Here is a 12,657-nt window from a genome sequence, read left to right on the forward strand (position 1 = left end):
GCCCCCGGCCCTTGTCTGCCGCCGCCCTGCGTGCCCTTCGGTGGCGCCACGGGAGTCGGCCGGCGAGGATGGGACCATGACGATCACCTACGAATCCGGCCGGCTGCCGGCGCGCGATGAACTGCTGGCCCTGTACGACGCGGTCGGATGGACCTCCTACACGCAGGACCCGCAACGGCTCGAAGCGGCGATCGCCGCATCGCTGTCGGTGGTCACCGCGCGCGCGGCGGGCCGCCTGGTCGGCCTGGCGCGCATCGTCGGCGACGGACTGACCATCGCCTACCTGCAGGACCTGTTGGTGGCGCCGGAGTACCAGCGCGCCGGGGTTGGCAGCGAGCTGTTCCGCCTGGCGTTCCTTCCCTACGAGGAGGTCCGGCAGAAGTTCCTGATCACCGACGACGAACCGCGCCAGCTGGCTTTCTACCGGTCCATGGGCTTCAGCGAAATCCGCGACCTGGAACATCCCACCAGGGCGTTCGTCAGGTTCGGCTGACCGCCGCCGGCATGGCCGCGACAACATTGCGTCGACAGCTGCGATGCGGCTGTGTTGTACTGGGCCATGGGCCTGCTTCGCCGGTACCGCTCCACGGGAGCCGATCCGCTGTTCGGACATCCCCTCCGTGCGCACCACGGTGTCGCGATGGAGGGCTATTTCTGGCGCATCACCGACCCGGACACCGGGCGCGTGGTCATCGCGCTGTGCGGAGCCAACCAGGGGCCCGACGGGCCGTGGGCCACCCTGGGCCTGGCGGCCTGGCCCAGCGGATTCCTGCGGACCGCCGCCATCGACGGGGCCTGGACCGCTCCGGACCGGCTGGGCGTCCGGGCCGGCGCGGACCTGCGGGCTTTCAACGCCACCGGTCAGCGCCTGCACCTCGATCTGGGCCCCGGCGCCGGACTCGACATGGAGATCCGCGATCCGCTGCCCTGGCCGCACCGTGCGCTGGGCGGTTCCAGCGTATTCCAGATGGTGCCGGGCCTGAACCAGTACTGGCACCCGTGGCTGCTGGGCGGCAGGGCCTGCGGCACCGCGGCTCTGGGCGATTCCGTGTGGGAGTTCGAGAATGCGCAGGTGTACGCGGAGAAGAACTGGGGGCGCGAAGGCTTCCCGGACTCCTGGTGGTGGGGCCAGACCCAGGGCTTCGCGGATCCGCTGGCCTGCGTCGCGTTCGCCGGAGGCCTGGTCACCGCCGGGCCGCTGCGCACCGAGGTCACCGGACTGGTTGTCCGCTTGCCCGATGCCCGGGTCATCCGCCTGGGCAACCCGCTGATCAGCCCGGTGGCCACGCGCACCGGCGACGAGCATTGGCAGCTGTCCGGCCGCGGCTACGGTTGGCGCATCGATATCGAAGCCTCCGCCCCGCTCGATGCGGCGTTCGTGCTGCCCGTGCCGCTGCCCAGCGAGCACCGCAATGTCCCCGGAGACCTGGTGCATCTGGCCGGTGAGCTGAAAGTGACCGTGCGCCGCCATGGGCTGCTGGTCTGGGAAGGCAGCACCGCGCTGGCCGCGCTGGAACATGGCGGGCTGGCACGGGCCCGGCAGGAACTTCGCCGGCGCGGGCTGGACGATACGCTCCCCTCAGCTCCGCCTGTGCAGCGCGAGCGGTGACTCCCCGCGGGCCGAGGCGCCTGTGCTCGTGACGGTGCACGGAACCCCAGCCGGGGATAGTGCGACCGGGCACCAGGTGCCGTCGTTGGAGAGCCGGCAGCAGCCGGCCGGTGGCGGACCTGGCAACGCTGATCGGCGCCGACGCGCCAACTCTTCGGCAGCGCCCGCAGCCAACCCAGAATCATCCTGAGCTGAACAACGCCTGCAGCGCACAGGATCGCGACAAAGATCCAATGTGTGCCTCCGTCGGGAAAACGATCGCTGCCGACGAATCCGGCCACGCGTGCGGCTGTTGCGGCAAAGACAAGAAACCCGCTGCTGAGCATGCTGCCCCGCTTGAAGCGATGGCGGGTCAGCGGCCGTGGAAACGAGACGAGAGACCACAGCGCATACAGCCCCACCGGAATCCAGGCCATCCACAGTGCGGATCGATGCTCGGGAAGGTTCCGTCGTCGGCTATCCCGCCTCCGGCGGGGTATTCACCGGTGACAATGCCGATCGTCAAGGCTGAAACCCCCAGAATGAGAAGTGGAAGCAGATCGAAGACGACGGCGAGAAGCACTCCTGTGGAGAGGAACCCGGCCAAAGGTATCCAAGATAGCGCGCGCTGGCCGCGGTTCCTGGCCGGTCTGCATCATGTCCTGCCTTCCAATCTCGATGCTGAAAACCTATCGGACCGGCAAATCCTAGATCTGTTCTGCGGCAACACGCAAAAGATCCTGAGACGGTAATGTGCAAAGTACTAATCATCTGGAGAGGAACCAGCAATGACACTGCACCCTGGTCTGTCGGCAGTCGCCGGTCTCATCGGCACGTGGCGAGGCGAAGGGGCTGGCGAATACCCGACTATCGACCCCTTTGCGTACACCGAAGAAGTGACGTTCTCGGACGTGGGAAAGCCGTTCCTCCACTACATGCAACGCACCTGGTCCCCCGCCGGTGCGCCCATGCACACCGAAACCGGGTACCTGCGCCTTGTCGACGGATCCTCCGTGGAGTTCGTGCTGGCACAGCCCACCGGGCAGGCAGAGCTGGCCGAAGGCCCCCTCGCGGCGACGGCCGACGGATTCACCTGCGAGCTGGCATCACGAGTCTCCAACTCGGCGAGCGCCAAGCAGGTAGATGGCACCGAACGGCGGATCGAACTCGCCGGCGACGTCCTGACCACCCATTTCGCGATGGCGGCGGTTGGCGTGCCCATGACGCACCACTTGAAATCCGTGATGCACCGGGTCTGACAGGGTCCGCCCGGCTTCAGGAGCTGTTGCCGGCTCATGCTTGCGTGGCCAGGTGTCCGCTGTCCCCGGGGAATTCCGCGGGGAGGGCGGGCACTTGGTTTGCGGTGCCCCAGTGATGGCGGGATGCCGCTGCATCGGCGTCATCGCGTGGAAGCTGCCGTGGAAACCGCTGCTTCGGGCCTTCGTGAAGGCCTAAGCCTGCAGCACGTAGCGCAGGGTCTCCACGACCTGGCCGGTGGTCTTGCACCATCCCTGGGCGCCGGCGTCGACCTCCTTGAGCGGGTGCACGATGTCTTCATCGTGCAAGGCCACATAGGGCTTGCCCAGCGCGGCGCAATACCCGGCGTCGAAGGCCGCGTTCCACTGCTTGTACTTGTCTCCGAAGCGCACCACCACGAAGTCGCTCTTCTCGATCAGGGTGCGGGTACGGATGGCGTTGATCTTGGATGACTGATGGTCGCGCCAGAACTAGCTGGAGGTCTCCCCCCAGGTGGTCGCCGGCGGCGTCGCTGGCCGGGTGGTCCGTGACCGGAGCGGTGAAAACGATGTCCAGGCCTGCGGCCTCGGCGCCGCGCTGGATCTCATCACGCCAATCGGTGTGGATCTCTCCCGACAGATAAACAGTGAAACTCATGGCCGACGGCTCCTTCGCTGGGACAGACGGACCCGGTTGGTCCTCGAATCCCTCATCCTATGGGCCGCATCCGCTATTTCCGCTTCGGGGCCACAGCGCTCCTTAACAATCTCAGCGGCCCGGGCGGCGGCTGCCTCGGCCGTGCGCCGGCTACAGTCCCGAGGCCAGCAACTGCCGCCATCGCTGCGGCATGGGCGCGTCGATGGACAGCGTGGACCCGTCGGGCTTGGGAATGGTCATTGTGGCCGCATGCAGGTAGAGCCCGTTGCCGCCCGCTGCTGCGACCTTGCGGTTGAAGGCCTTGCTCCCGTAACGGTCATCCCCCGCGATCGGGTGTCCCGAATGCTGCAGGTGCACCCTGATCTGGTGCTTCCGACCCGTCAGCAACTGGACCTGGAGCAAGCTGGCGTTCCTGCCGATACGGCGCTGCACCTTCACCCGGGTCTCGGCCCGCTGGCCGGACGGCGCCACAACCACCTTGTCCTCCCGGCGTTGCAGCGGCGCATGTATCACGGTGGCCTTGCTGTCCCAGCTGCCGGCGACGACGGCCAGGTAGTGCCGCTCAATCTCCGCTTCCCTGTCGCGCAACAAATCATGCAGGTAACGCAGCATGCTCGGGGTCTTGGCCAGGACCAGCACCCCCGAGGTATCCCGATCCAGCCGGTGGCTCAGTTCAAGCTGCGGCAGCTCGGGGCGCAGCTGGCGGAAGGCCTCGATCACTCCGGCCGCGACGTCGGTGCCCTTGTGCACCGCTACGCCGGCTGGCTTGTCGACAACCAACAGGTCCCTGTCCTCGAACAGCACCGCATTGCCCAGGCTCTTGAGCAATGCGGTAGGAACCTGCGGCGCCCGGGCTTCTGCCGGCGCCGCGTCCAGGACCGGCATCTGGATGGTGTCTCCTTGGGCCAAGCGGTACGTCTGGTCGATCTTGCGTCCGTTGATACGCAACTTGCCGGTACGCAGCAGCTTGAACAGCTGGCCCGCGGGCACGTGCTTGAACTGGGAGCGGAGGTACTTGTCCAATCGTCGGCCAGCGTGCTCGCTGTCCACGACGATCCTCTGGTTCCCTGATCCGCGCGGTGTCATGAGTTGGGGCTGCAAAGCTGTCCCAGGCAAACAATCACTCCATATGCTGGTCCCGTTGGTTCTCGGGGCTCGGCGGTGCCGTTATCGGCGGGTCATTCGCTGGCGGCATCCGAGCGGTTGCGGCCATGCAGCAAGGCTCGAAAAGGCCAACTTTCATGGTACCGCGTTCAACTACGGACATCAGAATCCTCTGGTTCTCGAAGGCCGTGCTGGGTCCGCTGAAGCTGGTGCGCCACCCCGAGGCCCCGGCGACAGTTCCCCGTGTGCGGCCAGGCCCATCCACACCGATGACCGCAGGACCACTGCGTCCCGCCCATGACGCACCATTGGGGCTCGCCGTTGCGGTGAAGTTCACCGCTTCCGCCGTACCGCGCCGCCTGCCGTGGCCATCGCGCTCGGAGGGATAACGGCCACGGGATTCATGCTCTGGTGGCCTCGGGATGCAGCAGCGGGCAGCAAGCCAGCAGTGCTCCCCCGACCACGGAGCCCAAGCCGCCTACGGCCATGTCCGAGAGAGTGTCTTCATACGCGATATAGATCTCGTTGCTGGCGAGTTCGCGGCCTATCCATTCGATCATTTCCCAGAGGGCGCCGGCTGAAAGCCCCAGAGCGGTCACCAGCGTGACACCCATGCGCGGGGAAAATGCCGGCGAACGAGGATCGGGCAACACCTTGGCATGGGTCAACGCCAGATAGAGCATGACGGCAATTGATCCGTTGCCCAGAAAGTGCACGGCCAGATCCCACCACGCTATCCGCACATACAGGTCGAGCACGTTGCTCCACGCGGCGGCCTGCAGGATCACCACGATCGCGGCGTCGGCGATCGGCCGCATTCCAAGGAACCTCGGTGCCACGCATCCGGGCAGCGCGAAGGCCAGGATTGCCGCGTCGGTGGGTCCGTACACCACCGCCGCCACCACGACGCCCAGTGCAGCAAGGCACCTGAGGACATCCGCGCCAACGGCCGCCGGGCCATGGAGCCGGCGCAGGAAGTTCTCAATCATTCCACCGCTCCTGTTCCGGCAGCCGGAGCACCGCCTGCACGGGCAGATGGTCCGACCCCCATCCCCCGTGGTAGCGCAGACCGTTGACGCCTGCCGCGGTGACCAGAATCCCGGGCGAGACAAGAATCCAATCCAGCTTGCGGCCCTCGGTCCGCGGAACACGATACGACCCCAGCGTCCCCCACGCCGCGCCCAGGGAGCTCCGTGCCCTGCCTGATGCGTCGAGCAGAGCGTAGGTGCGCGACAGCTCTTGCATTTCCGCGGCATCCAGCCCCGCATTAAAATCACCGGTCACCAAAACCGGAACCGGACTCTGCGCGACCAGCTGGCCGATGCAGTGCACGGAGCGTCGTCGCGAGCCCGACGACAAGTGGTCCAGGTGGGTGTTGACCATCTGGACGCAATGTCCAGTGCGCCGATCCCGGAAGCTCGCTTGAACGAGTATCCGCGGCAGGAGGTTTCCCCAGGAGATCGAGCCGGGACGGTCGGGGCGCGCCGACAGGGCACGTTGTTCCCAGCAAAGCAGTTCCAGGCGCTGCGCATCGAAGATGATCGGGCAGCGTTCTCCGCGCCCCCGGCGGCTCCGTCCGTAGCCCACCGACCGGTAGGCGGAGCCGAGCGCCGACAGGACGAAGTCCACCTGGGAAGGAAGGGCTTCCTGCAGGCCGAGCAGGCTCGGGCGCTCGGACTGCAGCAGGGACTTGATCCTAGGAGCCCTCACATCCCATCGATCCGCTGTCCGGCCCAGTGCATAACGGGTACGGCGCCTGATGTTCCAACTCATGACATGGATATCCGCCACACCGATCTCCCCGGCGAATGGCCTGCTGGCAGGGCGGGGCCCGGAGCCGCGTCCGCGCTCAGGCGACGCGGGAACCACTGGCGTTCCTCGTGTCCCGAGGGTGATTTCCACGGTCGACGCCGAGCAGCCTTTTCCAGCGTCGGGGCGGGAATTCATCGGGCCAATGCACTAGAACGGTTCGGAAGCCGCGGCGCAGGCGTTTTGCGAAGGCGCGGGCGTCGAAGAATGGGCGCATCGACACCCCCATCATCGACGACTTCACATAGCCGACTTTGTGGTTCGCTCCAAGATGGAAGGCAAGATCCAGATCGTCATGAAGCTCGGGATCCCGGCGATGGGCCGCAGTGCGAATCTGCGCCCAGGCTTCCCGACGCAGCCCCATATTGGATCCGAACAGCGGACGATGGCCCAAGGCAGGTGCCGTGGCCAGCACGTACACCCCCAGGTAGACCGCGGCCAAGGGAGCGCGAAGCGCCCGGGGGCCGTCGGTGAAACGCGCGGGTCCGGTCAAGGCCGCGGTGCCCGGGTTCCGGGCAAATGCGTCCACCATGTCCTCCACCCAGGTCGCCGGAGGCACGCAGTCGGCATCCAGGCGCAGGATAATCTCGCAGCGGGCATGGTCATACCCCGCTGCGCTGGCCGCGGGGATACCGGGCTCTGGACACGCCACCACTGCTGCACCGGCGTCGCGCGCCACCTGCGCGGAATCATCGGTCGACGCGTTGTCCACGACGACGATCTCGTCGGCGGCGCGGGTCTGGGCCTTGAGTGCAGCAAGGCACCGGGCCAGCAGGGGGCCGTCGTTTTTCACGGGAATGACTATCGAGACCGTGGACCGCCCCGCCGGTCCGGCCTGGCGACCCGTGATCTCATAGTCCATATCCTGTGGCACTGTGTTCATGGAGCCTAGGCTATCGTCTCCGCGATCCGGCGCCGCCCAAACTGGATGCCAGCAGAAAAGGCAGACTGCGGCAATCCGGCCGGAAGCCTCGCGCCGACGCGCTGCACGGAAATTCTGTCGAAACCTGGCGTAGCGACGCCGGGATACTAGGCTGAAAGCATGGCAACCGTTATTCTCGTGCGGCACGGCCGCTCCACCGCAAATACCGCCGGCGTGCTGGCGGGCCGCGCCGACGGCGTCAGCCTGGACGAGGTGGGCCGGGAGCAGGCGTCACGGGCCGGAGAGCGGCTGGCCGCCGTCCCCCTGGTCGGGGTGGTCTCCAGCCCGCTGGAGCGCTGCCTGCAGACCGCCCAATTCATCATCGACCGCCAGCCCCAAGCGCCCTTCGCGCCCATGGACTCCGACCTGGTCGAATGCGACTACGGCCAGTGGCAGGGCAGGACGCTCAAGGAGCTGGCCACCGAAGAGCTGTGGAAGGTGGTCCAGTCACAGCCTTCCGCGGCAGCGTTCCCGGGCGGCGAATCCCTGGCGGCCATGCAGGCGCGCGCGGTGGCCGCCATCCGCCGCCGCGATGCTGCCTTCGAATCCGAGCACGGCCCCGGCGCAGTATGGGCGGCCGTCAGCCACGGCGATATCATCAAATCGATTCTCGCCGACGCGCTGGGCACCCACCTGGACATGTTCCAGCGCCTGAACGTCGGCCCCGCGTCGGTGTCGATCGTGCATTACGGGCCGCACCGTCCCAGCGTTTATGCGATCAACACCGAGGCCGGCGATTTGTCCTGGCTGGCCAAGGCCGCCCCTGCGGGCGACGCCCCGGTCGGCGGAGGCCCTGGACACCAGGCGCCGTGAACGTCTTCGGCCTAGAATATTGACATGTCTACACGTGTTCACGAGTTTTCCTGGCCAGATCGTGTCGTCGTCGGCGTCATCGGCGATCCGGGATCGCGGGCGTTCTACCTGCAGGTGCGCGCCGCCAAGCAGCTGGTGACGCTCGCCCTGGAGAAACAGCAATCGGCGGCGCTCGCCGAGAAAATCGACGAGGTGCTCGACCAGCTCGGCGCGGTCGAGGGCAACCCCTTCAGCGTCCCTGCCGGCACGCCCCTTGAACTGGTCGACAACGACCCGCTCGAACCGGTCGAGGTGCAGTTCCGCATCGGCGCGATCAGCCTGGGCTGGGATGCCACCACTTCGCAGATCGTCATCGAGCTCTATCCGCTGGGCGAAGACGACGACGAAGATGTCCCGGCCGATGCCGACGAGATGCTGCTCGTGCGGGTGCCAGTGGGCACCGCGCGGGCCTTCGCCAAGCGCACCCGCGAGATCGTGGCGGCCGGGCGGCCCCTGTGCCCGCTGTGCGGGTACCCGATGGATCCCGAGGGGCATGTCTGCACCCCTCCGGAGGACTGATGCCGGCGCCGGATCTCATGGCCGCCGAGCTGACCCTCACCGGCCGCATCACCACGGCGTCCAATGCCACCTTTCTGGGCAGCATCGGAGCCACGGAGGTCGTCTACAAGCCGATCGCCGGCGAAAGCCCGCTCTGGGATTTTCCCGACGGGCTTCTGGCCCACCGGGAGGTCGCCGCATACCTGGTCTCCCGGGCTTTCGGCTGGGATATCGTGCCGCAGACCTGGCTGCGCGAGGGACCGCTCGGCGAGGGCATGGTGCAGCTGTGGAAGGAACCGGATGCCGGGCAGAGTCCCGTGGACCTGGTCCCGGCGGACCAGGCGCCGTACACCGGCTGGAAACACGTCCTCAAGGGCCAGGATGAGAACGGACGCGTCGTCGAGCTCATCCACGAGGACACGCAGGCGCTGCGGCGCATGGCCGTGTTCGACGTGATCGTCAACAATGCCGACCGCAAGGGCAACCACATCCTCGCCATGCCCGATGGCCACCGCTACGGCGTGGACCACGGACTGACCTTCCACCGCGAGCACAAGCTGCGCACGGTGCTGTGGGGATGGCTGGGCCAAGCGCTGAACGACGACGAGCTCGAAGGCCTAGGCAAGGTCGCCGCGGGGCTGTCCGGCGAACTGGGGCGCAGCCTGGCGCAGCTGCTGACCGGCGAAGAAGTCGACGCCTTGGCCGCACGCTGCCAGCGGTTGCAGGCCACCGGGACATTCCCCGGACCCAGCGGCCAGATGCCGGCTGTCCCCTGGCCGCTGTTCTAGGGACTCCGGCCCCGCGTGGTTTCCCGCTTCCGCGGGGCAAAGCCGGCAATCGCGGTGGCTTGCGCTCCCGGCGCCGGCGCGGATCAGCGCGCAGCGTGTCCGTCCGCCTCTCCGGACGCCTGCGCCGTCTCAGAGCTTCCCGTCGAGGTAGAGCTCCAGAAGCACTTCCTGCATTCGCGGCGCGTACTCCAGGGACTCGAAGGTGCTGCCGGTGCGGGTGTCCTGCCACTGGACGATTTCTGCGCCCAGCAGCTTAGCCAGCGCCGTCGGTTGCCACTCGCCGGGCCTGCCGGCCAGCACCCCGGCATCACGCAGGCGCTCGTTCATCCGCTGGGCCTTGAGCTGCGCGTCTTCGTCCCTCAGCTGCCCGGCACTGCGCCAGCGGTTCAGCAATGCGCTGGCAGTCAGCGTCCGGACGGGCGCCGGTTCTGCGTTGGCCGCCGGCATCCGGGGCGCCGGGGCGGGCTGCACAAGCACCGGTTCCGCTCCTTCGGCCGCCGGGCCGGCCGCAGCCTCGGGAGGATCCAGCGGGATCCTGGTCGCGTGGCGGCCCATGGTTTCGAAGGCCTCCCCGTTGTTCCAGCGGTTGGCCGCCGCGAACACCACAAACAGGTCCTTGGCCCGGGAGACCGCCACGTTGAGCAGCTCGTGGTTGGCCTCGATGAACCCGGCTTGGCCGCTGTTCTGCCCATAGGTTGCGGAGAACAAGACGATGGGCCGCTCCGCGCCCTGCAGCCGATGCGCGGTGCCGACGGCAACTTTCGAGGCAAGATCCGCCGGAAGGCCCAAGGAAACATCGGCTTGGCGGACTGCTTTCGCGATCTCCCGTTCGATGAGCCGCGCTTGGGCGCTGAAGGGGGTCACGACGCCGATGAGCTCGCCGCCGGCTGCTTTCTTGTTCAGTGAGGAATGCCGCGGGTTGTAGATCTCGAAATAGCGGGCATAGTTCTCCACGATCCACCGGGCAATGGCCTTCGCCTCGGCCTCGTTCCGGCGGCTGGAACCGGCCGGAGAGTCGAAGGAGCCAGGCACGTCGTGCCAGGCGAACGCCTCCTCCGCACCGTTGAGCGGGGAATTATCCGCTGGCCGGCGGGGTACCAGCAGGCCCTCGTAGAGCAGCTCGTTGCAGAACCCGATGATCTGCGGGTGGCAGCGGAAGTGCTCGCTGAGGAACAGTCCCGGATGCCCGTCCCCGTACTGCCACTTGGAGGCGTAGCTGGCGGCCTTCATCAGGCTGGACGGGGCGGAGCAGGTCAGCCCGCGCTCCCGCAGGCCGCCCCACCAGCCGGCGGTATCGATGCCCGCCGATGCGGCGACTTCCTCGTCGCTGAGTTCGTCGATGTTCCACACCGGCGAGATCTGCTTGCTGTCCCCCACGACGACCGCCCGCTGAGCCAAGGCCAGAGCAGGAAGACCCAGCGGCGTGTCGACCTGTCCGGCTTCGTCGATGATCAGCAGATCGGCGCGTTCCAGGTCGAAGCGGTACGGTTCGCCGGGCTTGATGTAGAGCTTGAAGTACTTCGGCATCTGGTAGAGCGTCATCACGAAACACGGGGTCAATGCCGCGGCCTGGCGCCAGTAGCTGTCCATGACGCGCCGAATGTTCTTTTTGCGGTCCTCCGCATCCAGCAGGTCCTCGGCCAGCAGCCACTGCGCCTCGAAGTAGTGGACCGCCAGCCAGAACTGGGCGTAGCGCAGCGTGAGGTCGAGCTTCTCGTCCAGTTCCTGCAGGTTCTGCGATGCCTTCAGCTCGTCGATGCCCTCGACGAGTCGGCCGAAACGGGAGGATTCAACACTCTCGCACACCCGCTGGAATTCTTCCGAAGGCCCTTGGGAGGCCATGACCTGCAGCAAACGGATCCGTTCGTAGTCCAATTCCGACAGCGCGTCGTGGATCCAGTCGCGCAGCCCGGCGATGTCGTTCGGCGCGCCGAAGTACCTCTGCGCGCTGTAGACGAAGTGGTCCCGCGCGCCGGCCCGGTACACCTCGCCGCTGTAGGCGGCATAGGTCTCGCCCTTGTTGAGCTGCTCGACCAAGTATTGCCCTTTTGCTTCTTTGAGTTTTCCCGCGGCCGGGCAGTACACGGCCAGCGAACCCAGCGTGCTCCTGGCGAGCGCCAATCCGTCCTGTTCCTGCGGCAGCCAGCGGTAGTCCAGGATTCCCGGTTTGTCCTTGGCCACCGAGGCAAAGGAATTGATGATGTTGGTGACTGCCTGGTTGTTCGTCGAAGCCCCCACGATCACCGGTGGCGCGGCCTTCTCCAGCGCGCGGCGGGTGATCATGTTGGCGACGATGGCCTGCAGCATCGTGGTCTTGCCGGTCCCGGGCGGGCCGCTGACGGCGGTGACGTCGCCGCGGCCCGAGGCGAGGAACGCGTGGACGGCGCGGCGCTGCGAATCGGTCAGCGGATTGCCGTTGTCCATCGATCCGCAGGATTCCTTGGCGCTGCGGTAGAGCCCACCGGCATCATGGATCGAGAGTTCTGAACGGCGTTCGCCCACCCACCCGGTGGCCGTGCTGTTTAGGAGCGGCGGAAGGGACTCCTGTGCTGACAGGAAATCGTAGAGGTCCAGCAGCGGCTTCACGGCGGTGAAGCGTTCGTGTTCCTGGATATAGCAGTACTCGGTGGCGACGTCGAGTCCATCGGCTTGCCCTTTGAGGGCGAAATCTTCCGGAGTGGAGCCCGAAACCTTGGTGAACAGCGTGTCGGCCATGCCCACCGCATCGGCGAACGACTCGGCCTGGGAAATGGCGGCGTTGGCCTCGGTGCGCAGGTAGTGCCAGAACTTCTCTTGCGGGCCCGCCATGACTTCCAGCCCGTCGCTGGTATCCGATGCCAGCCGATCCGCAGGGATCCACGGCGAGGTGCCTTGGTCGAATTGCGGCAGCAAGCGGCCATCCCGATAAAGCTGGGCTGCAAGCAGCAGCAGTCCGCTGTGCCCGGATTCCTTGTACTCGGTGGAGAGCAGGGAGATGGCCACTGGCAGAGGCTTGTCCTGGTCGTCTGACCCGTGCCGTCCCGAATTCCTGTCGTGGGCTTCGAAGAGCCTGAGCGCTTCCTCAGGTGCGATGACGCCGGTGAGCAGCTCGGCGCGAGGCACGGCGATGAAGTTGGAGGATTTCTCGAAGACCACCGATTCCAGCTGGCCGCGCCGGAGCACTCGCGAGAAATAGTCTGCGATTGTTCGGGTATCGTGCACTT

At 66.8% G+C, this 12,657-nt stretch carries 12 protein-coding genes and 1 pseudogene; 6 read left to right on the forward strand and 7 right to left on the reverse strand.

Annotation, left to right across the window (positions count from 1 at the left end; genetic code table 11):
* Positions 1 to 76 precede the first annotated feature (76 nt).
* The 3 genes from RF641_RS09615 (at position 77) to RF641_RS09625 (ending at position 2,847) form a co-directional block, all read left to right on the forward strand.
* Positions 77 to 493, forward strand: a complete 417-nt coding sequence (locus tag RF641_RS09615) for a GNAT family N-acetyltransferase (RefSeq protein WP_424573068.1) — start codon at positions 77 to 79, stop codon at positions 491 to 493.
* Between the two features lie 147 nt (positions 494 to 640).
* On the forward strand, positions 641 to 1,609 hold the full coding sequence (locus tag RF641_RS09620) for a tocopherol cyclase family protein (protein WP_424573069.1): 969 nt from the start codon (positions 641 to 643) through the stop codon (positions 1,607 to 1,609).
* Positions 1,610 to 2,376: 767 nt separating this feature from the next.
* Positions 2,377 to 2,847: an FABP family protein gene (locus RF641_RS09625; protein WP_113606515.1), complete on the forward strand. Its 471-nt coding sequence runs from the start codon at positions 2,377 to 2,379 to the stop codon at positions 2,845 to 2,847.
* A gap of 192 nt (positions 2,848 to 3,039) precedes the next feature.
* On the opposite strand, the gene RF641_RS09630 is transcribed toward RF641_RS09625, so the two are convergent.
* The 6 genes and pseudogenes from RF641_RS09630 to RF641_RS09655 form a co-directional block, all read right to left on the reverse strand.
* The gene (locus tag RF641_RS09630) at positions 3,040 to 3,288 is read right to left on the reverse strand and encodes a YtoQ family protein (protein ID WP_342352840.1); all 249 of its coding nucleotides are present in this window, start codon (positions 3,286 to 3,288) and stop codon (positions 3,040 to 3,042) included.
* Between the two features lie 103 nt (positions 3,289 to 3,391).
* Positions 3,392 to 3,481: pseudogene (locus RF641_RS09635) on the reverse strand (YtoQ family protein); the annotation flags it as partial.
* A 150-nt stretch (positions 3,482 to 3,631) separates the two neighbouring features.
* Entirely contained in the window at positions 3,632 to 4,531 is a 900-nt protein-coding gene (locus RF641_RS09640) for an RluA family pseudouridine synthase (RefSeq protein WP_424573070.1), read from the reverse strand.
* A gap of 455 nt (positions 4,532 to 4,986) precedes the next feature.
* Positions 4,987 to 5,574, reverse strand: coding sequence for a hypothetical protein (locus RF641_RS09645; protein ID WP_113606517.1), 588 nt, complete (start codon positions 5,572 to 5,574; stop codon positions 4,987 to 4,989).
* Positions 5,567 to 6,532, reverse strand: coding sequence for an endonuclease/exonuclease/phosphatase family protein (locus RF641_RS09650; RefSeq protein WP_424573071.1), 966 nt, complete (start codon positions 6,530 to 6,532; stop codon positions 5,567 to 5,569). The genes RF641_RS09645 and RF641_RS09650 overlap by 8 nt, the downstream gene beginning before the upstream one ends.
* Entirely contained in the window at positions 6,435 to 7,277 is an 843-nt protein-coding gene (locus tag RF641_RS09655) for a glycosyltransferase (RefSeq protein WP_237562418.1), read from the reverse strand. The genes RF641_RS09650 and RF641_RS09655 overlap by 98 nt, the downstream gene beginning before the upstream one ends.
* A gap of 159 nt (positions 7,278 to 7,436) precedes the next feature.
* On the opposite strand from RF641_RS09655, the gene RF641_RS09660 reads away from it, so the two are divergent.
* From RF641_RS09660 to RF641_RS09670, 3 genes are read left to right on the forward strand one after another with little or no spacing between them, the layout of a single operon-like run.
* Entirely contained in the window at positions 7,437 to 8,129 is a 693-nt protein-coding gene (locus tag RF641_RS09660) for an MSMEG_4193 family putative phosphomutase (RefSeq protein ID WP_424573072.1), read from the forward strand.
* A 24-nt stretch (positions 8,130 to 8,153) separates the two neighbouring features.
* Positions 8,154 to 8,687: a DUF3090 domain-containing protein gene (locus tag RF641_RS09665; protein WP_350535999.1), complete on the forward strand. Its 534-nt coding sequence runs from the start codon at positions 8,154 to 8,156 to the stop codon at positions 8,685 to 8,687.
* Complete coding sequence (locus RF641_RS09670) at positions 8,687 to 9,454, forward strand: SCO1664 family protein (RefSeq protein WP_120989169.1); 768 nt, start codon at positions 8,687 to 8,689, stop codon at positions 9,452 to 9,454. The genes RF641_RS09665 and RF641_RS09670 overlap by 1 nt, the downstream gene beginning before the upstream one ends.
* A gap of 129 nt (positions 9,455 to 9,583) precedes the next feature.
* On the opposite strand, the gene RF641_RS09675 is transcribed toward RF641_RS09670, so the two are convergent.
* A complete protein-coding gene (locus RF641_RS09675; protein WP_424573073.1) occupies positions 9,584 to 12,655 on the reverse strand; it encodes a DEAD/DEAH box helicase in 3,072 nt (1,023 codons plus the stop codon).
* Positions 12,656 to 12,657 lie beyond the last annotated feature (2 nt).

This window comes from Arthrobacter sp. 'calajunan' (assembly GCF_046940185.1).
Classification (GTDB): Bacteria; Actinomycetota; Actinomycetes; order Actinomycetales; family Micrococcaceae; genus Glutamicibacter; species Glutamicibacter soli.